This window comes from Nakamurella lactea DSM 19367 (assembly GCF_000426645.1).
Classification (GTDB): domain Bacteria; phylum Actinomycetota; class Actinomycetes; order Mycobacteriales; family Nakamurellaceae; genus Nakamurella; species Nakamurella lactea.
The window spans coordinates 105991-131932 of record NZ_AUFT01000016.1 but is presented as its reverse complement, the minus strand read 5'-3'; the positions used below and the strand labels follow the sequence as shown (position 1 = coordinate 131932).

Genomic DNA, 25942 nt, shown 5'->3' with positions numbered 1-25942 from the left:
GAACCGGAGGGTGCCTCCGTATAGTTACCGGAGGGCCCATCCGTTTAACCGATACTACTCCGCGAGGAACATCGTGACGACTCAATCCTCTGCGACGCAATCCGCCGCACCACCTACTACCCCAACCAGCCGGCGCCCGGGGATCATCCTCGGCGTCGTGCTGATCAGCCAGCTGATGGTCGTGCTGGACGCCACCATCGTCAACATCGCCCTGCCGGACATCAAGAACGCGCTGGGCTTCTCGTCGACCGGACTGTCCTGGGTGATCAACGCCTACACGCTGGCCTTCGGCGGGCTGCTGTTGCTCGGTGCCAGGGCCGGCGACATCCTCGGCCGGCGACGGGTGTTCCTGGCCGGCATCAGCCTGTTCACGCTGGCCTCGATGTCCGGTGGCGTCGCCGCCAGCTCGACCGAACTGCTCATCGCCCGCGGCCTGCAGGGCATCGGCGCGGCGCTCGCCGCACCGTCAGCACTTGCCCTGCTGATGACGCTGTTCCCGGAGGCCAGGGAACGCACCAAGGCACTGGGCTGGTACACCGCGGTCTCGATCGGCGGCAGCGCGGTCGGCCTGATCGTCGGCGGCATGCTCACCCAGTGGGTCTCCTGGCGCTGGGTGCTGTTCATCAATGTCCCGATCGGCATCGCCCTGCTGCTGGTCTCGCTGCGGGTGATTCCTGATACCGCACGGCATCCCGGCCGGTTCGACCTGACCGGCGCCCTCACCTCCACCCTGGGCATGGGCACCCTGGTCTACTCGCTGGTCCGGGCGGCCAGCGACGGCTGGGGAGATCCGTTGACGCTCACCGGATTCGCCGTCGCCGTGGTGCTGCTCGGGGCGTTCGTGGCCACCGAGCTGCGGGCGAGTTCGCCGATCACCCCGCTGCGGCTGTTCGCCGACCGGAACCGGGCGACCTCGTACCTGGCCCGATTGCTGTTGGTGGCCGGTATGTTCGGCGTGTTCTTCTTCCTGACCCAGTTCCTGCAGGACATCCTCGGCTACTCGCCGGTGGTCACCGGGCTGGCCTTCCTGCCGCTGACGGTGGCGCTGTTCGTCGCGTCGCAAGCCAGCGCCAGGGTATTGACCCGTCGAATCGGTGAGAAGCCGGTGCTGGTCGCGGGTCTGCTGACATCCACCGTCGGGCTGTTCTGGTTGACCAGTCTGTCCGCGGACAGCAGCTACCTGCAGCTACTCGGCCCGCTGCTGCTGTTCGGCATGGGTAACGGACTGGCCTTCGTCCCGCTGACGTCACTGTCGCTGGCCGGAGTGGCCCCGAAGGACGCCGGTGCCGGATCCGGTCTGGTGAACGTCACCCAGCAGGTCGGCGGCGCGATGGGGCTTGCGGTGCTGATCACCGTGTTCGCCCAGACCGCCGGGCCGAACGTCAACGCGGCCTCCGCCGCGCTTGCCGCCGGGCGTCAGCCGAGCGCGGCCGCGATCGAAAGTGCGCACCAGGCCTACATTCTGGGCGCCGATCGGGCCTTCGGCTGGGCGGCAGCCTTCCTGGCGGCAGCCGCGATCCTGGTGGCGGTACTGGTCCGCCGGCCGGTGGCCGACGAGCCGGCGGCCGAACGGTCGGCACCGGCCGGCCGCGCCGACGAGGACGAGTGGTCCGAGGACCAGCGGTCCGGGGACGACGACTTCGCCGTCGGCGAGCTGCTGGTGGCGTCGGAGGACGGAGCCGTGCCCGGATCAGCGATCGCCTGACCCGATAACACCGATAGCGGACGATCGACGAGCCGACCCGAGCCGGGTCGGCTCGTCGGTCTCTGTCCAGGACCAGCCCGGCCGGGCTGACTCCGGGGTCAGTCCGGCCGGAATCACGCTGTCCAGGATCACTCTTTTCGGGATCGCTTCGTCCTCGCTGGGGCGGGGGCCGGTCGCGGGGTCAGGCCTCGATCTCGGAGCGGTCGCCCGACCACAGCGTGTGGAACGCACCCTCGGCGTCGGTCCGGCGGTAGGTGTGCGCACCGAAGAAGTCGCGCTGACCCTGGATCAGCGCCGCCGGCAGCCGGGCGGAACGCAACCCGTCGTAGTAGGCGAGCGCGGCCGAGAAGCCCGGCACCGGGACACCGGCGAAGGTCGCCTGCGCGATGGCGAACCGCCACGACTCCTGCGCCTTGCCGATCGCCTCGGTGAAGTACGGGGCCAGCAGCAGTGATTGGTGCGACGTACCGCCGTCAGCGGCGTCAGCCCCGTCCTGGTCGGCGCCGGCCACCGGTTCCGGACCGGAATCGGCGGCATAAGCCTCGGTGATCCGGTTCAGGAAGGCCGCCCGGATGATGCAGCCGCCCCGCCAGATCCGGGCCACCGCACCGAGATCGATCTGCCAGCCGTACTGCTGCGCGCCGGCGGCGATCAGGTCGAGGCCCTGGGCGTAGGCGACGATCTTGGAGGCGTACAGCGCCTGCCGGACGTCCTCGACGAAGTCGTCGACGTCGTCGGTCTCGATCACCCCGTCCGGGCCGGGCAGGTTACCGACCGCTGCCGCCCGTTGCGCCGCCTGGGACGACAGCCCGCGGGCGAAAACCGCCTCGGCGATGCCGGACACCGGGATGGCCAGGTCCAGCGCGTTCTGCACGGTCCAGGTGCCGGTGCCCTTCATCCCGGCGGCATCGACGATCACGTCGACCAGCGGTCCACCGGTCCTGGCATCGGTCTGCGAGAGCACCTCGGCGGTGATCTCGATCAGGTACGAGTCCAGCTCGCCGTCGTTCCAGTCCCGGAAGATCTCGGCGATCCGGGCCGGTTCCAGCTTGAGGCCGCGGCGCAGCAGGTCGTAGGCCTCGGCGATCAGCTGCATGTCGGCGTACTCGATGCCGTTGTGCACCATCTTCACGAAGTGCCCGGCCCCGTCGGTGCCGATGTGGGTGCAGCACGGGTCGCCGTCGACGTGCGCGGAGATCTTCTCCAGGATCGGGCCGAGCGTCGCGTAGGACTCGACGGAGCCGCCTGGCATGATCGACGGACCGTTCAACGCGCCCTCCTCACCACCGGAGATGCCGCAGCCGACGAAATGGATTCCCTTGTCCCGCAGCGCTTTCTCCCGACGGATCGTGTCGGTGAACAGCGCGTTGCCGCCGTCGATCAGAATGTCGCCCTCGGCCAGCAGCGGGGTCAGTTCGTCGATCACCGCGTCGGTCGGCCCGCCCGCCTTGACCATGATGATGATGGTCCGCGGACTCTGCAGTGAGTCGACGAAGTCCCGCGCCGATTCGCTGGGCACGAAGCTGCCGTCGGTGCCGTGCTCGGCGATCAGGTGCTCGGTCTTGGCGTAGCTGCGGTTGTGCACGGCGGTGACGAACCCGTTGCGGGCGAGGTTGCGGGCCAGGTTCGCCCCCATCACCGCCAACCCGGTGACGCCGATCTGTGCCTGTGGTGTCGATGCCTGCGTCATGCCGGGTTCCCTTCTCGTCCGGGGCACGAACCCGTCCCCGGGTCTGCGGGTGCTGTCCCGACCAGTATCGCGGGTCGGCGATGTGCACCGGCGTTCGGGCGGTCGCCGCCGGCCGCGACCACCCGGACCCGACACCGGCTCAGCGGCCGCCCTTGGCGGCCAGGATCTTCCCGGTCCCGGCGTCGATCCGCAGCGCGACGGTGACCCCGACGGCCGCCCGATCGCGCGGCACGCCCTCGACGTCGTAGATCTGCCGGCCGTCGGCGGTGCCGGTGCTCTTCCACCACTGCAGGTCGGACAGGTCGTGGCCGAGCAGTTTCGGGTCGCTGCGGTTCGCCGCCGCGAACAGCACCTGCTCGATCGCCATCGCTTCGTAGCCGGTCGACCAGCGCCGGTCCGTCGCCGGCCAGGGCTGCGGGATCGGCCGGGCCTCGATCGGCGGGTCGCCGACCGGACAGCCGACCGCCTTGCGGATCTGCAGGGCCGGCAGCACCGGATCGCCGGTCCGCAGCAGCACGGAGGTGGTGCCGTCCCGACCTTCGGCGCCGTTGGTCACCAACACCTCGACCATGGTCACCGCCTCGCCGCCGGACAGCACCAGGCAGCGACCGTCGGCGAACACCGTCGCCGGCGGCCGGTCGAACGGCCAGTCCAGCGCGCCGTCCAGGTCGTCGCCGGCGACCTGCGGATCGATCCTGATGGTGAACCTCCGGGGCGGCAGCAGCGCCGGCTGTTCGACGACCGTCAGCCCCTGCAGGGTGTCGAGTCGCTCGACGACGGCGGTGACGGCCGCCCGCGCCCGGCCCGCCGGCGAGTCGTCGGGTCCGCTCATCGACCCGGAGGGCACGTCACCGGAGTGGATCTCGGTCGATTGGCCATCGACGGTGAACGTGACGTCCGTATAGCCGACGTCGGTCACCGGGGTGCCGGGATCGGCCGCGCCCCGCAGCTTCGCGACCTGATTCAGCAGCTCCTGCAACGAGTCCGGCGCGATCCGCAGTTGTTCGTCGCGAATTCCGTCGTCGGCCGGGCGGACGACCCGGCCGTCCCCGTACACGGTGGTGGTCGAGGAACTCTGCACGCCGGCGATGGTCGCCCTGGTGTGTACCACCGACAGCACCACGGCATCCGGCGAGCTGTCGAACCGGACGTCCACACCGCCGTTCGCGGTGGTGCTGCCGGCCGTCGAGCCCGGCGTCCCCGCGGATCCCGGGACGGCTGACGCGGCGCACGCCGTCAGCAGGGCAGCGGTCAGGACGGCGGTCAGGACGAGAACAGCGGGTTTACCTCTCATGCCTGGGCTGACGCGCCCGGAGCCGGGCCGGTTGCATGGTCAGCTCATCAACGCGTTCATCTCCGGGTACGGAATCGGGTCGGCGAGCTCGGTGTAGGTGCCGGCCCCGAGCAGTTCGGCGGCCGCCCGCCGGGTGTGGCCGTGGATCGCCGCGGCGATCGACGAGCCGGCGGAGGCCCGGCGGACACCGACGCCCGCCAGCTCCGGAATGCTCGGCGAGCCCGGTCCGACCAGGATGTTCAGCGGGGCGTCGACGGCCTCGACCAACCGGCCGATCAGCTCGAGGTCGGCGACGCCGGGGACGAAGATGCCGGAGGCACCGGCGGCCAGGTAACCGCCGGCCCGCTCCACCGTCTCGTCGAAATCGCCGGCCCCGACCAGATAGGTGTCGGTCCGGGCGTTGATGAACAGCGGCACGCCGGCGGCGTCGGCGGCGGCCCTGACCACCGCGATCAACGCCGCCTGCTCGGCCGTCGACCGGAACACACCGCCGGTCTGGTCCTCGAGATTGACCCCGACAGCACCGGCCGCCAGCACCTCACGGACGGTCTCGGCGACCTCGGCATCGGTGCGGCCGAACCCGGCCTCGATATCGGCACTCACCGGGACATCGACGCCGGCGACCATCCGGGACAGGCTCGCCACCATCAACTCCCGGGAGAGCGCGTTGCCGTCCGGGGCGCCGAGTGCCCAGGACACGGCGGCGCTGGAGGTGGCGATCGCCTGCGCCCCGGCATCGACGGCGATCCGGGCGGAGGCGGCGTCCCAGGCATTCGGCAGCACCAGGAGGTTTCCCTTCGCGTGCAGCTCCTGGAAGCGGCGGGCAGTATCGGCGAGGGCGGGCGGGATACGGGATTCGGTCATGGGTCCGACTCTAGATTCGGGCACCGACACAGTCCCGGCCGTTTTCGGACCCGGCCGCCGGACGCCATCGGGCCGGTCGCCGACGGCGCCACTAGGCTGAGCGGACCCGGAGCCGAACGGACGGGAGGCATCGCGATGACGGGCCCGAACCAACAGCAGCACATCCTGGCGCCACCGGCGAAGGCGGCGATCTTCCTGGTGGCGGTCGTACGTCCGGGCTCCGAGGGCGCCACCCGCGAGCTGCTGGCCGACCTGCCCGGTCTGGTCCGCTCGGTGGGCTTCCGGATCCCCGATGGCAATCTGAGCTGTGTCGTCGGCATCGGCGCCGGGCTCTGGGACCGGCTGTACGGTCGGCCGCGACCGGCCGGTCTGCATCCGTTCCGGGCGCTGACCGGCACCCGACACAGTGCGGTCGCGACGCCGGGAGACCTACTGTTCCACCTGCGCGCAGAACGCCTGGATCTCTGCTTCGAACTGGCCGGCCAGATCGGCCGTCGGCTGGCCGGCATCGGCGAGATCGTCGACGAGGTACACGGTTTCAGCTATTTCGACGAACGCGACCTGCTCGGCTTCGTCGACGGGACGGAGAACCCGCAGGGCGCCGACGCAGCTGCGGCGGTGACCATCGGCGACGAGGACCCGGACTTCGCCGGCGGCAGCTACGTCATCGTGCAGAAGTACCTGCACGACCTCAACACCTGGAACGCGCTGTCGATCGAGGAGCAGCAGCGGGTGATCGGCCGGACGAAGCTCGAGGACATCGAACTGCCCGACGAGCTGAAGCCGGCCAACTCGCACGTCGCGCTGAACACCATCACCGACCCGGACGGCACCGAGCGGCAGATCGTCCGGGACAACATGGTCTTCGGCGCCGTCGGCGCCGCCGAGTTCGGCACCTACTTCATCGGCTACGCGGCCACCCCCGATGTCATCGAGCTGATGCTGCAACGGATGTTCATCGGCGAACCGCCCGGCAACTACGACCGGATCCTCGACTTCTCGACGGCGGTGACGGGCTCGTTGTTCTTCGTGCCCACCGCCGACTTCCTGGACGACCAGCCGGGCGTCGAGGACACCCCGGCAGACGGATCACTGGGTATCGGCAGCCTGAACAGGAGCGGACCACCATGAACAACCTGCATCGCGAACTCGCCCCGATCTCGGACCCGGCCTGGGCCCAGATCGAGGAGGAGGCCCGCCGTACCTTCGTCCGCAACCTGGCCGGCCGCCGGGTGGTGGACGTCGTCGGACCGGCCGGCACCGAGTTGTCGGCTGTCGGCACCGGGCACCTGCGCCGGCTCGACACGCCACCCGGCGAGGTGATCGTCCGGCAGCGCGACGTCCAGCCGCTGATCGAGCTGCGGATGCCGTTCACCGTCGCCCGCGACGCGGTTGACGATGTCGAACGGGGCGCCCAGGATTCCGACTGGCAACCGGTCAAGGATGCCGCGACCCGGATCGCCTTCGCCGAGGACCACGCGATCTTCCACGGCCTGGCGGCGGCCGGCATCGGCGGCATCGCACCCGGCAGCTCGAACGCGCCGCTGCCACTCCCGTCGGACGTCCGGGAGCTGCCCGACGCCATCGCCAGGGCGGTGAGCGCGTTGCGGCTGGCCGGGGTCGACGGGCCCTACAACCTGCTGCTGTCGGCGAACCTGTACACCGCGGTCGCCGAGACCACCGATCACGGCTACCCGATCCGCGACCACCTGACCCGGATGCTGCACGACGGCGACGTGATCTGGGCACCGGCCATCGACGGGGCGTTGCTGCTGTCCACCCGCGGCGGGGACTACCAGCTGCAGCTCGGCCAGGACCTGTCGATCGGCTACCTGTCGCACGACCCCGAGCGGATCGAGCTGTACCTACAGGAATCGATGACCTTCCTGGCCTTCACCGCCGAGTCCAGCGTGCCGCTGACCGCCGGACCCGCCGGCTGACCGACGATCGGTGCGGACGGGGCGAGATGGCGCGATCCGGGCAGCCAGAAACCGTCACCCTGACGCGTCAGCCCGGGGCGAGCGACTGGCCGGGACAACCCCGCTACGCCTGAGGGGCGTCAGCCGGCCAGCGCCGCCTTGACCGCGGCGGAGATCCTCGATCCGTCCGCCCGTCCGGCGGCCTTGGCCTGGACGGCCTTGATCACCTGGCCCATCTGCTTCATCGAGGGAGCGTCACCCCCGTCGGCCACCTCGGCCACCGCGGCGCGCACCAGCTCAGCCAGTTCTTCATCGGCGAGCTGCTGCGGCAGATACCCGGAGATCACCTCGGCCTCGGCCAGCTCCTTGTCCGCGAGTTCCTGCCGGCCGGCGCCGGCGTACACCTGCGCCGACTCGTTGCGCTTCTTCACCTCGCGGGCCAGCACCCGGATCACGTCCGGATCGGTCAGCTCCCTGGCCTGCGCGCCGGCCACCTCTTCGTTGGTGAGCGCGGCCAGCGTCATCCGCAGGGTGCCGGTGACCAGGGTGTCTCGGGCCTTCATCGCGGCGGTCAGGTCGGCACGGATCTTGTCCTTCAGGGCTGACATCTACGGCTCCTTCGGTGCTGATTCAGGATTCGGGCTCTTCAGATCTGTCGCACCGTTCCGACCGAGAGCCACACTCCCGGCCGACGGAGCCTGGCTGCCGGCAGTCGGGATCCCGGACTCGATGGCGCCGGCGATCCGGCGCTCGATCTCGGCCATCGCGGCGTCCGGCAGCACGATCAAGCCGTCCAGCTCACTGCGCGCCTTGCGGTAGGCGGCCTGCCGTTCGGCGGGGGTGGCGGCCGAGTCGGCGGCGATCGACACCAGCTTGCGGGCCCGTTCCAACGACTCACGTTCGGAGTCGCTGAACCCGGTGCGGCGGCGGCGTTTCGCCTCCCGTTCGGCGATGTCGAAGGCGACCTCGTAGTCGCGCACCGCATCCCGGTACTCGGTGAAGACGGCCGGGTCGTGCAATTCCTCCCTTGACGTCGGGCGCAACGAATCGGCGACCCGCTTGGCCCGGTGGAAGTCGACCGTGAGCGGTTCGCGCATGTCGATCATCATCGGGAAATCGATCAGCGTGGCGATGTCGATCTCGTAGTCGAACCAGCGCCGGTTCACCTCGTCGTGGGCGGCCAGCGCCCGGTCGATCTGGCTGTCCCTGGTCTGCTTCTGCTCGACCGCGGCCGCCTTTCCCGCACTCTTCAGCCGGAGCATCTCGATCTTGTCCTGGCGGCGCTTCTCGTTGTACTTGGCGACGCCACCGATCCAGCCACCGACCACGCCGCTGAGAGGGAAGACCAGCCACCAGTAGCTGCCGGCCCATTGCCAGAAGTTCACCCCTCCACCGTAGCGACCGGCGCCGCCGGCCTCGCAGGACAACTCGTGGTTCGCAGGGCGAAGTCGGCTTGCGAACCACTGGTGGCCTTGCGCACCTTGGCGTCAGTCCCGGGACCGAGCGGCCGTGGCGGCCGAATAGACGGTCCGGCGGGGCAACGAGTACCGCGCGGCCACCGTGTCCACCGCGTCCCGGCGGGACGAGCCGGTGGCGACCAGTTCGGCGACCTCGGCGGCCAGCGCCACCGCGTCGGGGGTGACGGCCGCCGCGGTGTTGCCGGCGATCACCAGGGTCACCTCGCCGCGGACGTCGCCGGCGCCGGCGGCCAGTTCGGCCAGGGTGCCGCGGCGAACCTGCTCATAGGTCTTGGTCAGTTCCCGGCACAATGCGGCCGGCCGGTCGGCGCCGAATGCCTCGACCATCGCGGTCAGGCACTCCTCGATGCGGTGCACCGACTCGAAGAACACCATGGTCCGCCGCTCGTCGGCCAGCGCGGCCAGCGCCCGGCGGCGCTCCCCCGGCTTGCGCGGCGGGAAGCCCTCGAAGGTGAACCGGTCGCTGGGCAACCCGGACAGCGCCAGCGCCGTCAGCACCGCGCTCGGGCCGGGCACGGCGGTGACCGTCAGCCCCGCCTCGGCGGCGGCGGCCACCAGCCGGTAGCCGGGGTCGGACACGCTGGGCATCCCGGCGTCGGTCACCAGCACCACCGTCGCACCGTCGGCGATCCGCTCCAGCAGCCGCGGGATCCTGGCCTGCTCCACCGACTCGTAGTACGAGACGATCGACGCGGACAGCGGAACGCCGAGGTCGGCGGCCAGCCGGTGCAGCCGCCTGGTGTCCTCGGCGGCGATCACGTCGGCGGTGCGCAGCGCCTCGATCAGCCCGGCCGAGGCGTCCGAGACCCGCCCCAACGGGGTGCCGGCGAGCACCAATCGGCCCGACTGCGCACTGGTACTCATCCGGTCACCCTACGATCGTCGTCATGCATGGTTCTGGTCCCGGGGACGAACACAGCGCCGATCCGGTCGGCAACCCCTGGGATGACGGCACCCCCACCGAGCGGGTGGTGTCCCTGACAAAGCGACACGAAGGCGCCGAACCCGGCGCGGCGGACCCGAGCCCGGTCGCTGTGACCGCGCTGGCCGTACTGGACCGGCCGCTCGGCGACGGCGACGGCAACGAGGACCTCGACGGTCCGCTGCTGCTGCACCGGCCGTCCGCCCGGTACGACGACGTCGACGAACGGCCCGACCGCTCCGACGTGGTCGCGGTCGGTGAGGTGCCGCCGCTGGAGCGGCCGGTCGGCCGGCGCCGGTTCCGTCAGCCCGCCCCGCCCACCGACCGGCTGCGCGGCTGGATCGTCACGGCGGTGATCACCGCCATCGGCGCGGTGGTCCGGTTCTGGAACCTCGGCGCCATCACCGACGGTGGGACGCCGATCTTCGACGAGAAGTACTACGCACTGAACGCCTATGAGATGACCCGACTCGGCGGCATCGAGGAGAACCCCGCCTACGGGCTGGTGGTGCACCCGCCGCTGGGCAAACAGCTGATCGCGATCGGCGAGATGCTGTTCGGCTACAACGGTTTCGGCTGGCGGTTCGCCTCCGCGGTGGCCGGCACCATCTGCATCCTGCTGATCATCAGGGTAGCCCGCCGGCTGACCGGCTCGACCCTGCTCGGCGGCATCGCCGGCATCCTGTTGATCTGCGACGGCGTCAGCCACGTGAACGCCAGGGTCGCGCTGCTGGACGTGTTCCAGGAACTGTTCGTGTTGGCCGCTTTTGCCTGCTTGCTGGTGGACCGGGCGCAGGTCCGGGACCGGTTGGCCAGGGCGGTCGCCGAAGGCGCGCCCGGCCTTGACAGCCCGTACGGCATCAAGCTCGGCGCCCGTTGGTGGCGGTTCGGCACCGGGCTGACGCTCGGCCTGGCCACCTCGATCAAGTGGTCAGGGATCTACTGGATCGCCTTCTTCGGGGTGATGTCGATCATCTGGGACATCCTGGCCCGCCGCGAGGCCGGGGTCCGCCGTCCCGTCCTCGGCACCGTCCGCCGGGACCTGCTGCCCTCCCTGTGGTCGTACGTGGTGATCGGCATCGGCACCTACATCGCGTCCTGGTGGGCCTGGTTCCGCAGCGTCTCCGGGTGGGCCCGCAGCAACTACGTCGCCGACACCCAGGACTGGGACTCGCAGACCCTGCACTCGATCGCCAACCTCTGGCACAACACGCTGTGGCAGTGGACCTGGAAGATGCTCGACTTCCACTCCAACCTGCTCACCCCGACCAACCCGGCCGACCGGCACCCGTGGGAGTCCAAACCCTGGACCTGGCCGATGGGTACCCGGCCGGTGCTCTACTACGCGCCGGCCGACGCACCGGCGCCCGGCTGCGGCGACGGGGTGCAGAACTGCGTCCGGCGGATCTTCTTGATCGGCACCCCGATGATGTGGTGGATCGCGCTGTTCGTGCTCGGCTGGGCGCTGTGGCGGGCCATCGGCCGCCTCGACTGGCGGTACATGGCCGTGCTGGTCGGCTACGGCGCCGGCTACCTGCCCTGGTTCGTCAACCTCGACCGGCAGATGTACTTTTTCTACGCCACCCCGTTCGCCCCGTTCCTGATCCTCGGCATCGTGCTGATGCTCGGAGACATCTTGGGCAGCAGACGATTCGGCGTGGAGAGACGCATGCTCTCGCTCGGCGTGGTCGCGTTGTACGTCGGCCTGGTGGTGGCCAACTTCATCTGGCTCTGGCCCATCCTCAACGGCGTCCCGATCACCCCCGAGCACCTGCGGATGGAAACCTGGATCCCGTCCTGGGGCTGATCTGACGGGGAGCGGCACCTGCGGGCGGTAGCACCTCAACGGCGCTGGAGGTCAAGTGATCCGGTGGTGAACAACCTCCCACTGCCGGGCGGTTTGGCCGCGGGTAGGGTCGGGCACAAGACAGGTAGGAACAACCTCTTCCACGTCTCGTCGAGCCCAAGGAGGCCCTCAAACGATGGCTGTTTACACCCTTCCCGATCTGCCCTACGACTACGGTGCACTCGAGCCGCACATCTCCGGCAAGATCATGGAGCTGCACCACGACAAGCACCACGCCGCCTACGTGACCGGTGCGAACGGCGCGCTGGACCAGATGGCCGAGGCGCGGGAGAAGGATTCGTTCGGCACCGTCAACCTGCTGGAGAAGAACCTGGCGTTCCACCTCGGCGGGCACATCAACCACTCGATCTTCTGGCCGAACATGTCCCCGGACGGTGGCGACAAGCCGGATGGCGAGCTGGGCGCGGCGATCGACGAGTTCTTCGGATCGTTCGACGGCTTCCGCAACCAGTTCAACGCCAACGCGAATGCGATCCAGGGCTCCGGTTGGTCGATGCTGGTCTGGGACACCCTTGGCGAGCGCCTCAACATCATGCAGCTGTTCGACCAGCAGGGAAACCTGCCGGCCGCCCAGGTGCCGATCCTGCTGCTGGACATGTGGGAGCACGCCTTCTACCTGGATTACCAGAACGTGAAGGGCGACTACGTCAAGGCCTGGTGGAACATCGTCAACTGGGCTGACGTCACCGCCCGGTTCACCGCCGCGCGGACCAAGACGGCGGGGCTCATCCTGCCGGGCTGACCGCTCGGGTTGTCCGCTCCCGGCGCCGCCATCGTTTCCCCGATGGCGGCGCCGGTTGCCGTTCCGGCAACGGAGTCAGGCGCCCGAGACCAGCGGCACGAAGGTGTAGCGGCCGAGGTCGGCGTCGCGGTGGCCGGGCCTGACCCGCAACAGATGCCCGTCCACCGGAATCACCATCACGCCGTGCTCAGCGAGCTGCTCAAGCAGTTCGCCGGGCACCTGCCGCGCCTCCGCCGAGACCAGGATGCGCTGGTAGGGCCCGTCCTGCGGGCGACCCAGCACGCCCGGTTCGGCCGCCTGCAGACGGGCCCAACCCAGCCCGGCCGCCGCGACGTTGCCGGCGCCCCAGGCGGCCAGCTCCGGAATCCGTTCCACCCCGATCACCGTGCCGGTCTCCCCGACCAGCCTGGCCAACAGCACCGTGGTCCAGCCGGAGCCGGCACCGACGTCCAGCACCCGTTGGCCAGGGTGCACCCGCAGAGCGGTCAGCATGTCGAACACGGTCCGGGGCTGGGAGTTCGTCTGTCCCGCGCCGATCGGCAGCGGCCCGTCGACGCCGGCCAGGCCGACCTGCTCGGCCCGAAGGAAGTTCTCCCGCGGAGTGGCGGCCATCGCCGCCCGCACCGCGGCGATGGTCGCCGCCACATCGGTCCGGCTCATGACGGCGGCGCGTCAGCCCCGTCCTTGCCGTGCAGCTTCGCCGCGAGCGCGGCCTCGAGCCGCGCGACCTTGCCGTCCAATTCCCCGGTGTGCCCTGGTCGGATGTCGGCCTTGAGGACGAGCCCGACCCGGCCGGAGTGCTCGCCAACCGCCGCGCAGGCGCGTTTGACGACGTCCATGCACTCGTCCCAGCCCCCCTCGATGGTGGTGAACATGGCGTCGGTGCGGTTCGGCAGGCCCGACTCCCGCACCACCCGGACGGCATCGGCGACGGCGTCGGACACCGAGCCATCTGCATCGGCGGCACCGGACGGGGACACGGAGAAGGCGATCAACATGACCCAACGTTACGTCGCCGGCATCGTCGATTCCGCGGCCGGCAGGGCCTCCGCTGCCCGTTTGATGTCCGGTTCGATGTAGATCACCGTTGCGGCCGGCACGGCCGACCGGATCCGCACCTCGACGGCGTCGATGGCGGCGGCGATCTCCGGCGCCCCGGCGTCCTTCGGCACCGCCACCTTCATCGCGACCAGGATCTCGTCCGGCCCCAGGTACAGCGACTTCATGTGGATGATCGAGTCGATCTCGTCGGTCGACTCGGCGGCCGCCCTGATCTTGGCCAGGTCGGCCGGGCTGGCCCCCTCACCGATCAGCAGCGACTTCATCTCCACCCCGAGCACCAAGGCCACGATGATCAGCAGCACCCCGATCGCCACCGTGCCGGCGCCGTCCCAGACACCGTTGCCGGTGATCACCGCGATCACCACGCCGATCAGCGCCAGCACCAGGCCGGCCAGCGCGGCGATGTCCTCCAGCACGATCACCGGCAGCTCCGGCGACTTGTGCCGGCGGACGAAGGCCAGGATCGAGATGTCCTTGCGGTAGGCCCTTGACTCCCGCAACGCCGTCCGCAGCGAGAAGCTCTCCAGGCAGATCGCGATCAGCAGCACCGCGATCGGCAGCCACGCGGTGGTGATCGGCTCCGGGTGCTGCAGCTTGTGCACGCCCTCGTAGATGGAGAACACCCCGCCGACGCTGAACAGGATGATCGCCACCAGGAAGGCGTAGACGTACCGCTCGCGGCCGAAGCCGAACGGGTGCTCGGCGGTGGCGGCCCGCTTGGCCCGCTTCCCGCCGATCAGCAGCAGGATCTGGTTGCCCGAGTCGGCCAGCGAGTGCACGGACTCGGCCAGCATCGACGACGAGCCGGAGATCAGGTACGCGATGAACTTGGTGATCGCGATCCCGGCATTGGCCAGCAGTGCGGCGATGATCGCCTTGGTCCCACCCTCGGTGCTCATCGGTACGCCTTCCGCTCGTTCCTGGCCAAGGCGCCCCGATCGGTGCCGCCGTTCGCTCGCTGCCGATCGCTCATCCGTAGATGATGACGGACGATCGCGGTGTTCACGAACTCCGGACCGTCCATCACCATCGGGTGTCACCCGATCGCCCTATAGAGTCGACCGCAGTGACCAATGCCGTGTTCGCCCAGGAGACAGCGATGAGCAACCATCCCGCCATTCCCGCGTCGGTCGTCGACCGGCCCGCCTCCTATGCGCAGATGTTCGCCGACCGGGTCGCCGCGACCCCGGACCGGGATGCCTTCCGCTACCCGAAGGACGGCAGCTGGCACACGCTGACCTGGCGGCAGACCGCCGACCGGGTGAACGCCCTGGCCGCCGGTCTGATCGCGCTCGGCGTGCAGCCGGAACAGCGGGTGGCGATCGCCGCCGGCACCAGCATCGAGTGGATCGTCGCGGACCAGGCGATCATGAGCGCCGGCGCCGCAACCACCACCGTCTACCCGTCCACCCACGCCGAAGACGTCGACTACATCCTGTCCGACTCACAGTCGGTGGTGGTCTTCGCCGAGGACGCCTCCCAGGTCGCCAAGGTCCAGCAGGCCGTGTTGCCCGACCTGACCGCTATCGTCACCTTCGACGAGGCGGTGGCGGCGGTCGCCGCGGACGGCACGTCACCGACCGGTTCGGTGGTCCCGGTGATCTCGCTGGACGAGCTGGCCGCCAGGGGCAAAGCACTGCTGGAAAGCACACCGGACGCGGTGACGGCGCGCACCGAGGCCGCCGGGCCCGAACAGTTGGCCACGCTGATCTACACCTCCGGCACCACCGGCCGACCGAAGGGTGTCCGGCTGGTCAACGACAACTGGACCTACGAGGCCACTGCGATCGACGCGCTCGGCATCCTGAACGCCGACGACGTCCAGTACCTGTGGCTGCCGCTCTCGCACGTCCTGGGCAAGGTACTGCTGGTCGCCCAGATCCGGATCGGTTTCGTCACCGCGGTGGACGGCAATCTCGACCGCATCGTGGAGAACCTCGCCGAGATCAAACCGACCTGGATGGGCGGCGCGCCGCGGATTTTCGAGAAGGTCCGCAACAAGGTGACGTTGACCGCGACCGGTGCCGGCGGCCCGAAGGCGAAGATCTTCGATTGGGCGTTCAAGGTCGGCGGCCGGATGACGGCGGTCAAGCAGGCAAAGGGCAAGCCCGGCAGGCTGTTGAGCGCGCAGTATGCGTTGGCCAACCGGCTGGTGTTCAAGACCCTGCAGGAGTTGCTGGGTGGCAACATCAAATTCTTCGTGTCCGGCTCCGCGCCGCTGTCCCGCGGTGTCGCAGAGTGGTTCGACGCCGCCGGGATGACGATTCTCGAGGGCTACGGGCTCACCGAGTCCAGCGCGTTCAGCTTCGTCAACCTGCCCCAAGACACCAGGATCGGCACCGTCGGGCCGCCGGCCCCCGGCACCGAGGTGATCATCGCCGCGGACGGCGAGATCAAGCTCCGCGGCGGCGGCATCATGCGTGGTTACCACAACAATCAGCAGGCCACCGATGAGGTGCTCTCCGCCGACGGCTGGCTGTCCACCGGCGACATCGGTGAGCTGGTCGACGGCTATCTGAAGGTGACCGACCGGAAGAAGGACCTGATCAAGACCTCGGGCGGCAAATACGTTGCGCCGCAGAAGCTCGAGGGCATCTTCAAGGCGATCAACCCGTACCTGAGCCAGATCATCGTGCACGGTGACGGCCGCAAGTTCATCTCGGCATTGATCACCGTCGACGACGAGGCGATCGCCGACTGGGCGAGCAAGAACGGCCTGGGAGATCTCTCCGCCGAGCAGCTGGCCGGCTCGGCGCAGGTGCGGACGCTGATCTCCGGCTACGTCGACGAGCTGAACAGCAAGCTGGAACGTTGGGAGACGATCAAGAAGTTCGCCATCCTGCCCAAGGACCTGTCGGTGGACAGCGGCGAACTGACCCCGTCGATGAAGGTGCGCCGGCGCGCGGTCGAGAAGCAGTACGCGGTGATCCTGAACGCCTTCTACGACGACTGATCGGCCCCGGCGCCGTTGCCGGTCAGCACCCCGCCGGCGGTCGGTGGTCGGTGGTCAGTACTTCGCCCAGGACAGGTTCCAGTCGCCGTAGCCGTCCCAGCTCTGCAGGGTGGATCCCTTGCTGTTCTTGACGATCACCACGTCACCGGGCAGTGAGCTCGTCATGAACCACTTCGCTGCGGCATCGGTCATGTTGATGCAGCCGTGCGAGACGTTCGAGTTGCCCTGGGCGTAGACCGACCACGGCGCGCCGTGCACGAACTCACCGGTATTGGAGATCCGGGTCGCCCACTTGACCCTGGTCCGATAGGCGCCGGCGCCCGTCAGTCCCCAGGTGGAGGAGTCCATCAGGTGGGTCGGCAGCCGCTCGGTGACCACGTGCACGCCGTTGTAGGTCGGGTACTTGTCGTTGCCCAGCGACACCGGAATCTGCTTGACCACCTTGCCGTTGACCCGGACCGCCATCTCGTGCGTCGCCGCGTCCACCGTGCTGATCATCGAGCGGGACACCACGAATCGGCTCGACGCGTCCTGGCCGCCGTAGAGACCGCCGGAGATCTGCTTGCCGTAGATCTTGACCGTCACCTGAACGCTGCTGTTCGGCGCGAAGTAGTTCTTCGGCCGCCAACGGACCTCGGTGTCGCTGAACCACCGGAACTTGCCGATCTGGTGGAACTGGGTCTTGACGGTGATCATCTTCTCGACGGCGGCCTTGGCCGCGGCCCCGCGGATCGGTTCACTGAAGGTGATCTGCACCGGCTGACCGACGCCGACCCGCTTGTTGTTCGACGGGAAGATGCTCGCCGTCAGCCTGGCCTTGGCCGGCAGCGTGGTGAAAACCGCCTCGTCCCGCTGCAGCTGCCCGTCGGACTTCTTCGAGTCGACGACCACCCGGTACTTGCGGTCGAATCCCAGTTCGGGGTCGACGCTCCAGTTGTTCCGATGGATCTTGTACCCGTGATAGACGGTCTTGCCCTCGGGATTGATCACCTTGACGTTCTCCAGCAGCCCGCCGCGGGAGGAGACGGTGATCTTCTGCAGCGGCGACACCTTCGTCGCGCCCTGTCCGGGGCTGACGGCGATCTTGACCTTGGGTGCGACGGGCTTGGCCGGCGCGGTGGTCTTGGTGGCTGACGGCCTGGACTGCGACGCTGCGGCCGGATCCGTCGAAGCCGATGCGGCCGGACCCGACCCGGTCGTCGCCGGGTCGCCGGCGCCGTCGTCCGCGGCCGGCGGCGCCACCACGGTGATACCGCCGGCGGCTCCCGTCGGCGGGGTGGGCAACTCCACCTCGGCGGCGGGGCCGGCGCCGTCAGCGGCGGTGTCGTCAGCGGCCGTGTCGTCAGCGGCCGTGCCGGCGGTGACCGTGTGGGTGACGACGGCCGCCGCGCCGTCGTCACCGGCGCCGGCGGCGGTGCATCCGGCCAGCAGCAGGACGACCGTCAGCCCGGCGACCAGCCGGCCGGCAGTGCTCGGACGAGCCGAGCCAGGCAAGGGTGGGCGGAGCCCGCTTCGCTCACTCATACGTCCCAGTGTGCACAGCGTTCCCGCGGCACCCGGTCCAGCGCGCCGGACCGGCGCCATTCTTGACAGCTTCGTGACCTCGCCGCTCCTGACCTGACCCGGCCGCGGGCAGCCCCGCCCGCTTCGGAACCGACGGTCCCACCGAAGGTCCAACGGTCCAACCGACGGTCCGACCGGCCCGGGTCAGGCGGCGGTCCCGAGCAGCTCGGAGATCGCCGAGATGGTGCTCGGCGGCACCCGGCAGCACCCACCGATCAACGCGGCCCCGGCGGCCGGCCAGCCAGCGACCAGCGCCAGGTCGATCGTCGCCGCTCCGGTCCAGGCACGTGCCTGCGCATCCCATAGCTCGCCGCTGTTGGGATAGACGACGGCCGGTCGGCCGCTGGCCCGCACCGCGGCGGCTGCCAGCTCGGCGATGTCGTCGGCGGGACAGCAGTTGACGCCGACCGCGATCACCTCGTCGATCCCGGACGCCAGCGCGAACGCCTCGGCCGCGGGCTCGCCCGTCCTGGTCCGGCCGTCCGCGCAGGTCAGTGACAGCCAGGCAGGGATACCGGAGCCGTCGAGTTCGGCCAGCACGGCCTCGGCCTCCGCGGAGGACGGGATGGTCTCCACGGCCAGCAGATCGGCGCGGCCGTCGGCCACCGCCTGCATCAAGACCTGCAGCCGCGGACGGTGCCACTGCCGCAGCTGCCGCACCGTCAGCCCGTAGTCGCCGGTGTACTCGGAGCCGTCCGCCTGGGCGGCGCCGTAGGGGCCGACGGACGCGGCGACCCACCGGTCGCGGCCGTCGTCGATCCCCGATCGGGCGGCATCGGCGGCGTCACAACTGCGCCGCAGCAACAGTTCCGCCTCGGCCGCATCGATGCCGGCGGCGGCGAACCCGTCGAAGGACGCCTGGTAGGAGGCGGTGATCGCGACCTCGGCTCCGGCCGCGTAGAACTCGGCATGCGCCCGCTGCAGCGCGCCCGGGTCGTCGCGCAGCAGTCTGGCCGACCACAGGGCCGAACTCAGGTCGTGGCCGTGCTTCTCGACCAGGGTGGCCAATCCTCCGTCCAGCACGACGGCCCGGCGTCGCAGCGTCTCACCCAGTGGAATCGTTGTGCTGTCGCCCATCCGTCGCCTTCTCGTGCTCAGTTGCCGGCATCGCCCACCCGGCCGGAGAGCCCGCTCCGGGCGGTCATCGGCTGGTACCTCCCATCCTGGACGAATCCGCAGCACACCGCGACCGCTGTCAGCCATCTGCCGAGTTCGTCCTACCCGCGGGCCGTACCGCCGCCAGGCAGTGCGCGGTTCACACGGTCCACAGCGCCCGAGTGGGTGACATCCGCGCCGCCCCGCAGCCAGGGGTGCCGACGGCCGGCTCAGCCGCCGAGGAGCGCGGCACCGAGCAGATCGTCGCCGCCGATCGGACTGGCGGCCACCCGCCAACTGCCGAGCGGATGATCACCCTGCGCCCAACCGCGGCCGCCCGGCTGCCACAGCGGCTGCCAGACGACGGCACCGGAGCCTGCGTAGTAGGTGTTGTCGCTGCCGAACGCGGATCCGGCCCGGTAGCCGACGGCGACGCTGGCGTTGCTGCCGGTGCTCTGGGTCCAGGCTCCGAATCCGTGGACGTCGCCGACGCTCCGGTCCGGGTCGGCATTGTCGCCGATCCGGCTGCCCGTGCCGTCGAACGTCATCGAGGCCTCCCAGACCGGGCCGGTGGTCGGCCCGGTGACGTGGGTGACGATGGTGTTGCCGAACGAGGCCCGGCCGAAGTCGAGAGTCCAGTCGGCGGTCACCGGCTCGTCACCGAGCGGGATGCCGCCCAGCGTGATTCGACTGCCGGCCACGGTCACCGATGCCGCCGGGCCGGTGGTGTCCGTATTGCCGAAGTTGCTCACCCCGAGATATGGCGCGGTCGCCCGGTAGTCGTCGTTCAGTACCGACCGCCAACCGCCGGAGCCGTCGGCCACGTCCATCGAGGTGATCGCAGTGGTCGGCGATGTCTGCACCGTTGCCCGATAGTTACTGGTCTGCACCGTCTTCCCGGCCGTCACCTCGGTGCCGTTGAAGTTGAGCGGGCGCAGGTAGACGCCGCCCATCCCCCAGCCCGCGCCGCTGACGTAGTACGTCCCGTCGGTGTCCTTGACGACCTCGGCGGCGTGCGCGTCGACATGGCCAGCTAGCTGCGAGATGTCGAAGTTCAGCGGGTCGCGGCTCTTGTACACCCTGGTGTCCGTGTAGCTCTTGTCGCAACAGATGAACAGGTAGTACCAGCCGTCCTTGGCCACCACGAACGGCGACTCGGTCGGGCCACCGAAGGTGCCGACGGCCGGGTGGGTGAAGGCGACGTTCTTCGCGCCCCAATGGATCAGGTCGGAGCTGGTGCGATAGGCGACCTGGTGGTTGCCGCCGGTCGGGGTTGAGTTGGCTGTGTAGTACATGACCCACTGGTTTCCGACCCGCAGCACCATCGGGTCACGGGCGTCGTAGCCATCGGTGAACAGCGGCTCGACGCGCTTTGTCCAGTGCGTCAGGTCGGTGGAGGTGGCCAGCCGGATCTGATAGGCGTCGTGGTTGTCGTCGAGCCCGGCCGAGTAGTACATGTAGTAGGTTCCGTTGTCCTGCAGCACATACGGCGCCCAGACATGCTTCTCGCCGAGGGTCGGGTCGGCCTGGATCACCGGGTCCTGCTTGGTGTACTGCGCTTGGGTCAGGCTGGTCGCGCTGGCGTGGCCGAAGAAGTTCTCGTTGAGCGGGTCGGCCGGCTCGGCGTGGGTGATACCGAACAGGTGCCAGGAGTTGTCCGGCCCCTGGACGAAGGTGTGGTCGTTGAAATACCACGGCCCGCTCTCCCCGACCGAAGGGTCGTAGACCCGTTGCCGGTCGCCGGCGTTCACCACGGTTGCGGTGTGCGAGTACGAGGTCACCGTGGCCCCGGACCGGCCCTGCAGGTGCAGTTCGAGAACGTCGAGGCCGATCATGTAGCTGGTCGCGGCGGCGTTCTTGCCGGTGGCCGTCAGGGTGAGGGTGTGCTCGCCCTTGGCCAGGGTCGCGCTGCCGAGGTCGTGCCCGACGGCGGCCACCCCGGCTGCCTGGTAGCCGTCGATCGGCTCGCCGAGGTTCTTGCCGTCGATGGCCAGCTGGGCGATGGCGTAGTCCGGGGCCTTGGTGAGCACGGCGGACAGGTCGAAGGTGCCGGCCTGGGCGAGTTGGAACTTCAGCGTCACGGTGTCGCCGGTCTTGGTGCCCTGGAACCACAGCTGCTGGTTGCCGGACCAGGTGACACCGCAGCAGTTGCCCTGTGCCACCACATCCGCGGTGCTACTCACCGCCGGCAGCAACGACTCTCCCTCGATCCCGAGGGTGTCGCCGGTGGTGGCGTGCACAGTCGCGGAGAGCTTGCCGGTGTTGCCCGAGCTGTCCACCGCACGCACCTGGTAGTACCAGGTCTGCCCGAGACCGAGGCCGGTGTGGGTGAACGAGGACAGCGTCGGACTACCGACCAGGGTCGTGGTCGACGGACGGAAGTGCCGGTCGGTGGACCCGTAGACCAGGTAGTGATGAACAGCCACATCGTCGGTGGCCGCCTGCCAGGACAACCGGTTGCTATTGCTGTCGGTGCCGATGGCCACCAGGCCGTCGATCGCACCCGGTTTGCTGTGGTCGGCCTTGCGATCGACCAGCGAGATCGCCTGGTACGACGCGGCGCTCCAGGCCGGCGATCCCGCGGTCGGGGTCACGGTGATGGTGAGCCGGTCACGGCCGGCGGTCAGCGCAGGATCCAGCTGGAAGGAGTCGTCCAGCCACTGGTGGGTCTGGTTGCCCAGCGGCTGCAGCCAGGTCCCGGCGGGCTCGCCGTTCACCGAGACGGCGGCCGACTGATAGTCGTTGCTCTGCAGCGACATTCGCTGCAGGGTGACGCCGGCATTGTGCGGGTCGATCCCGAGGGTGAAGCTCACCGGCTCGGTGCTCTCTTCGACACTCGCGGTGACCGGCTCGGCGTCGTGATCGCCCTCGAAGGTCTCGGTCCTGGTGGTCGGGGCGGTCCCGCCGGTGTACCGGTGCGCCTGCTCGCTGCTGGTGTCGCCGACATCGACCTGGTCGGTGATCCTGGCGGCCGGTTGGTCGGCGAATCCGTACCAGTACGCGGTCGAGGAGTACTCGGCCGGCTCGTTGTCGACCGGGCCGTGCTCGATGCCGAACGTCAGCCCGTCGTTGAACGCCACCGCATCGCCGATCATCAGCCGATACGGTGCGTCGCACTGGAATTCGCAGCCGTAGGACTTGGTCGGCATCGCCGACAGGCCGTTCATCGGGTTGCTGAACTCCCGCCGGTTGAAGTACCAGCCGGACTCGTAGAAGTCTTCGGTGCCGGTGCCGTGCAGCGCCGGCGATCGGGAACCGTCGGCGTAGCTGCGCTCGTCACCCTCAAGGTAGTCGCGGATGTTGCCGCTGGTGATGTGCCCGCGCATGGTGTGGCTGACGCCGACGAACTTGCCCTTGCCGGCGGTGTCCAGGAACAGCCAGTCCTGCCCGTCGACGGTGTCGGCGCGGTGGTGGCTGGCGTTGAAGTAGCCGATCCTGGCGTCGCTGCGGCGCAGTTCGCTACCGATCTGCGGGTCGGCGTGCGAGGTGACCGAGGATCTCCCGGTGCTGATCGTCTGATCCGAGTTGTTCACCAGTTCCACGGTTGCCTTGCCGGCGAACGGCATCGGCCACCAACTCGTGTACCAGCCGTCCGGCGCGGTGTCGACCTTGTAGAACATCGCCTTCACCGTGCTCTCGGTCAGCCCGGAGCCGAAGAACTCGCCCAGCGGGGACTCGACGGTCCTGGCGCCGTCGAAGCTGACCCTGACCATCACGTCGCGGAGCAACTCGTTGGACGCCAGGATCTTCGGGTCGTCTGTGTCGGTGGGCCGGTCGGTCTGGTTCGGCGTGCCGGTCCAGGTCTGGCCGACGATCGCGTAGTCGTGTGCCTGCTCGCTGGCGACCGCAGCGGTCGAGGTGCCGACGTCGAGTTCGTCGGTGCGCTTGTCCTGGCCGGCAACGACAGAGTCCACCCAATAGCGGAACTCGTTCCAGTCGATGCTGGCCGAGACGAACTCGTTCTTCACGGTGATGCTCGACTTGCCGGCGGTGGCGGCGGCCGGCAGTGTCACGGTCTGGTACGACCAGAAGCCGGCGCCGTCGTCGGTGGCCGGCCACTGGCCGACTTTCTTACCGTCGACGTAGATGTCGGCCACCTGGTGGTTGGAGTTCGCGTCGAACCGACGGGTGAGCTTGACCCCGGCGTTGGCCGGATCGATCGCGACGGTGAAGGTGCTGCTCCCCTTGTGCGCCCGACCGTCGTCGCTGATCAGCGGGAGCGGCTTCGGGCCGACGATCTGCGGGATCTCCAGCTTGACCTCGTCGATCGAGCCGGAGCCCTTCAGATTCGCCAGCGTTGTCCGCTGGCCCGGCTTCAGCGTGAAGCCGTCGGTGACGGTCCTGGGGTGAGCGGCCGCCGGCTTGGGATCCTTGCTGCCCCAGGTCTTTGCCGCGGCCACCACGTCGGCTGCCTTGTCGGCCGGGTCGTAGGTGCTGACGCCGACGGCGTCGGCGAAGGTGCGGTAGGTGACGTGGTAGAACAGCGGATTCTTGGTGGTGGTGACCCGCATCGAGCTGCGGTAGGACATCGGCACCTTGATGTACACGCCACCGCTGCTCTGGTCGGCGTTGGCCACCAGCGGATAGACGAACGGGGCGCCGAGCTTGCCGTCGACGATGTCCTGGATCTTGGCGTCCAGCACGGTCTTCCCGTCCAGGTCGATCCTGATGTTGCCGGTGTTGGTGATGTCGCCGTTGTCCCTGGTGAACCAGATCGAGTCGATCTCGCCGGGCCCGGACCGTTCGGCGAGCACGCAGCCCTCGGCGATGGTGCGCAGGCAGCTGTAGGTGCCGCCGAAGCCATCGTCATTGCCGCCGGTGCGGTCGAAGCTGGAGAACTGGTGGGTCTGCACCCCGGTGGTGATCTCGTCCACCCTGTCCAGCTGCCGGTAGGTGTCCCATCCGGTCGGGCCCTTGGCATCCGGCCGGGCGTCGGCGCCGGCGGGATGCTGCGCCGCGTACTCGGCGGCCGCCTGCTGCAGGGATGCTTGTCGGGCCGATCCTTGGTGGGCCGACGCCTGCTGGGCAGCGGGCGCCGCGCCGGTGCCGGCACTCGCGGTGGCGGGCACGGCCAGCGCCACCGCGGTGACCACCGCCGTCACCAGCACCAGCGGACTCTTGCGACGGGACGGGTAGCGGCGGGCCGTCTTGAGCCGGGACGTGTTCAGGTAGGAGTGCGCCATTGCTGTCCTCCGGGACCGAATCGCTGTGAGCAATCGATTTCTCGTCTACCGAAGCACGCCGGACTGCCGATCACAAGACCTGTCCCCCAGATGCGTCACGGCGACCACTGGGCGTGGCGCCCGGTCGCTCCCGATCCCGCCGTTTACGACGTCTCGGTGACCTCCGGACGGGCAGAGCGACCACATCCCACACCTTTGCGACGTCTCGGTGACCTCCGGACGGGCAGAGCCACCACATCCCACCCCCGTGCGAGCGGCACGCGTCATCCCCGCCGCGCGGCGATCGGGCTGCCGGCGACGGGGATGACGGAACCCCGGACTACCGAGGAATCACTTGTTCGAGAAGTCGTACTTCTTGTAGAGCTCGTCGGCGTTCTCCGGGGTCACCGCGGTGACCGGCAACACCTGCTTGGCCGAGAACTCTTCGCCACCAACCATCTTCATGATGGTGTCTACGGCCTCCGCGGCACCTGTCGGGTAGATGAAGGTGCCGGCCAACTGTCCCTGCTGCACGGCCCGGATACCGCCGTCCGGAATGGCCAGACCGTCGGTGCCGATGAACTTGATCTCCTTCTGCTTACCGGCGCCGGCCGCGGCCAGGTAGGCGCCGAGCGCCATCGGGTCGTTCTGCGCGTAGACCAGGTCGATCTTGGTGCCGCCCTGCAGCCACTGCTGCATGATCTTGGTGGCGTCCTCCTTGAGCCACTTGGCTTCCTGATGCTCAACGATCTTGATCTTCGGGTTCGACGAGATGCCGTCGGCGAAGCCCTGGTTGCGGTCGATCTGCGGCTGGTTGGACAGGATGCCCTGCAGCTCGGCCACATTGCCGCCGTCCGGCAGCAGCTTGGCCGCGAGCTCGCCGGCCGCCTTGCCGGCCGCCACGTTGTCGCCGCCGATGAAGGCGGTGATGCAGTCGGTGTTGACGGTGCGATCGAGGATGATCACCTTGATGCCGGCCTTGCAGGCCTGCTCGACCGGCGGGGTCAGCGGGTCGGCCTCGTTCGGCGAGACGATCAGGATGTCGACCTTCTGCGAAATGAACTGCTGCACCTGACTCACCTGCTTGGAGCTGTCCTGCGCCGCATCGGAGATCGGCAGCAGCTCCAGCTCCGGGTGCTGGGCAACGTAGTACTGCAGCTGCTTGTTGAGCTGGGCGCGGTAGGGCTCGGCGTTGTTCGACTGCGAATAGCCGATGACGTACTTGTCCTTCTTCGGCAGATCGACCGACGTCATCGGGCCGCCGGCCGCGCCGCTGGCGGACGCGTCGGCACTGCCGGCGGTGTCGGCGGCGCTCGATTCGCTGCCGGCGGTGTCCGCGGCACTCGACTCGGCACCGGCGGTGTCGGCCGCGCTGGTGGCGGCCTCGCTGGTGGCGGCCTCGCTGGTGGCGGCGGCGGTGTCGGCCGCGCTGGTGGCGGCCGGCGGCGTGCTGCTGCCGCTGTCGGCGTTGGTGCTACAGGCCGACAGCACCAGCGCGGTGGCGGCGGCGACTGCTCCGAGGATGGCGAGTTTCTTTCTCTGCATCACGACTCCCTTGTTGTGACGATGCTGTGGTGACGATGCTGTGGTGACCGGTGAATGACGGACGTGCTGTTTGGACAGGCG

Annotated in this window: 20 protein-coding genes; 6 read left to right on the top strand and 14 right to left on the bottom strand. The window is 69.2% G+C overall.

All coding sequences use genetic code 11. The annotated features are described in order from the left end of the window. Positions 1-157 precede the first annotated feature (157 nt). Positions 158-1705, top strand: coding sequence for an MFS transporter (locus K340_RS30645; protein WP_245599581.1), 1548 nt, complete (start codon positions 158-160; stop codon positions 1703-1705). A 181-nt stretch (positions 1706-1886) separates the two neighbouring features. Here the strand turns inward: K340_RS30645 and gndA are convergent, their stop codons facing one another. The 3 genes from gndA to K340_RS0115945 form a co-directional block, all read right to left on the bottom strand. Next, complete coding sequence (gene gndA, locus K340_RS0115955) at positions 1887-3395, bottom strand: NADP-dependent phosphogluconate dehydrogenase (RefSeq protein ID WP_029137445.1); 1509 nt, start codon at positions 3393-3395, stop codon at positions 1887-1889. Positions 3396-3534: 139 nt separating this feature from the next. Further along, entirely contained in the window at positions 3535-4689 is a 1155-nt protein-coding gene (locus K340_RS30640) for a hypothetical protein (protein WP_037365063.1), read from the bottom strand. A gap of 39 nt (positions 4690-4728) precedes the next feature. Further along, positions 4729-5553, bottom strand: a complete 825-nt coding sequence (locus K340_RS0115945; RefSeq protein WP_029137444.1) for an isocitrate lyase/PEP mutase family protein — start codon at positions 5551-5553, stop codon at positions 4729-4731. 135 nt (positions 5554-5688) lie between these two features. Here K340_RS0115945 and K340_RS0115940 point away from each other — a divergent pair, with 135 nt between their 5' ends. Next, entirely contained in the window at positions 5689-6684 is a 996-nt protein-coding gene (locus tag K340_RS0115940) for a Dyp-type peroxidase (RefSeq protein WP_029137443.1), read from the top strand. Continuing rightward, positions 6681-7493, top strand: a complete 813-nt coding sequence (locus K340_RS0115935) for a family 1 encapsulin nanocompartment shell protein (protein WP_029137442.1) — start codon at positions 6681-6683, stop codon at positions 7491-7493. Before K340_RS0115940 ends, K340_RS0115935 begins: the two co-directional genes overlap by 4 nt. Positions 7494-7612: 119 nt before the next feature. Here K340_RS0115935 and K340_RS0115930 read toward each other — a convergent pair whose 3' ends face one another. From K340_RS0115930 to rsmI, 3 genes are all read right to left on the bottom strand, one after another. Then, on the bottom strand, positions 7613-8080 hold the full coding sequence (locus K340_RS0115930) for a GatB/YqeY domain-containing protein (RefSeq protein ID WP_029137441.1): 468 nt from the start codon (positions 8078-8080) through the stop codon (positions 7613-7615). Then, positions 8081-8857, bottom strand: a complete 777-nt coding sequence (locus K340_RS30635; RefSeq protein ID WP_211229474.1) for a hypothetical protein — start codon at positions 8855-8857, stop codon at positions 8081-8083. Positions 8858-8959: 102 nt separating this feature from the next. Next, entirely contained in the window at positions 8960-9814 is an 855-nt protein-coding gene (gene rsmI, locus K340_RS0115920) for a 16S rRNA (cytidine(1402)-2'-O)-methyltransferase (protein ID WP_029137440.1), read from the bottom strand. A gap of 23 nt (positions 9815-9837) precedes the next feature. On the opposite strand from rsmI, the gene K340_RS0115915 reads away from it, so the two are divergent. Together K340_RS0115915 and K340_RS0115910 are read left to right on the top strand one after the other, a co-directional pair. Next, positions 9838-11679: a dolichyl-phosphate-mannose--protein mannosyltransferase gene (locus K340_RS0115915; protein ID WP_084614522.1), complete on the top strand. Its 1842-nt coding sequence runs from the start codon at positions 9838-9840 to the stop codon at positions 11677-11679. 175 nt (positions 11680-11854) lie between these two features. After that, positions 11855-12481 carry a superoxide dismutase gene (locus tag K340_RS0115910; protein ID WP_029137438.1) on the top strand — a complete coding sequence of 209 codons (627 nt, stop codon included), beginning with the start codon at positions 11855-11857 and terminating at the stop codon, positions 12479-12481. A 75-nt stretch (positions 12482-12556) separates the two neighbouring features. Here K340_RS0115910 and K340_RS0115905 read toward each other — a convergent pair whose 3' ends face one another. The 4 genes from K340_RS0115905 to K340_RS37305 are packed head-to-tail and all read right to left on the bottom strand — an operon-like array spanning position 12557 to position 14573. Continuing rightward, positions 12557-13141 (bottom strand): protein-L-isoaspartate O-methyltransferase family protein, encoded by a 585-nt coding sequence (locus tag K340_RS0115905; RefSeq protein WP_029137437.1) that lies wholly within the window; start codon positions 13139-13141, stop codon positions 12557-12559. Then, entirely contained in the window at positions 13138-13479 is a 342-nt protein-coding gene (locus K340_RS0115900; RefSeq protein WP_029137436.1) for a thiamine-binding protein, read from the bottom strand. The genes K340_RS0115905 and K340_RS0115900 overlap by 4 nt, the downstream gene beginning before the upstream one ends. A 9-nt stretch (positions 13480-13488) precedes the next feature. Next, complete coding sequence (locus K340_RS0115895) at positions 13489-14442, bottom strand: cation diffusion facilitator family transporter (RefSeq protein ID WP_029137435.1); 954 nt, start codon at positions 14440-14442, stop codon at positions 13489-13491. Beyond that, positions 14439-14573 carry a hypothetical protein gene (locus K340_RS37305; RefSeq protein WP_281170730.1) on the bottom strand — a complete coding sequence of 45 codons (135 nt, stop codon included), beginning with the start codon at positions 14571-14573 and terminating at the stop codon, positions 14439-14441. Before K340_RS37305 ends, K340_RS0115895 begins: the two co-directional genes overlap by 4 nt. A 69-nt stretch (positions 14574-14642) precedes the next feature. Here K340_RS37305 and K340_RS0115885 point away from each other — a divergent pair, with 69 nt between their 5' ends. Continuing rightward, positions 14643-16496: an AMP-dependent synthetase/ligase gene (locus K340_RS0115885; RefSeq protein ID WP_037365125.1), complete on the top strand. Its 1854-nt coding sequence runs from the start codon at positions 14643-14645 to the stop codon at positions 16494-16496. A 54-nt stretch (positions 16497-16550) separates the two neighbouring features. Here the strand turns inward: K340_RS0115885 and K340_RS30630 are convergent, their stop codons facing one another. The 4 genes from K340_RS30630 to K340_RS30615 form a co-directional block, all read right to left on the bottom strand. Beyond that, complete coding sequence (locus K340_RS30630) at positions 16551-18020, bottom strand: L,D-transpeptidase (RefSeq protein WP_161632120.1); 1470 nt, start codon at positions 18018-18020, stop codon at positions 16551-16553. 183 nt (positions 18021-18203) lie between these two features. Then, positions 18204-19136 carry a homocysteine S-methyltransferase gene (gene mmuM, locus K340_RS0115875; RefSeq protein WP_037365055.1) on the bottom strand — a complete coding sequence of 311 codons (933 nt, stop codon included), beginning with the start codon at positions 19134-19136 and terminating at the stop codon, positions 18204-18206. Between the two features lie 248 nt (positions 19137-19384). After that, on the bottom strand, positions 19385-24337 hold the full coding sequence (locus K340_RS36700) for a DUF2961 domain-containing protein (RefSeq protein WP_051266519.1): 4953 nt from the start codon (positions 24335-24337) through the stop codon (positions 19385-19387). 330 nt (positions 24338-24667) lie between these two features. Continuing rightward, positions 24668-25861 (bottom strand): substrate-binding domain-containing protein, encoded by a 1194-nt coding sequence (locus K340_RS30615; RefSeq protein ID WP_051266517.1) that lies wholly within the window; start codon positions 25859-25861, stop codon positions 24668-24670. Positions 25862-25942: the final 81 nt, after the last annotated feature.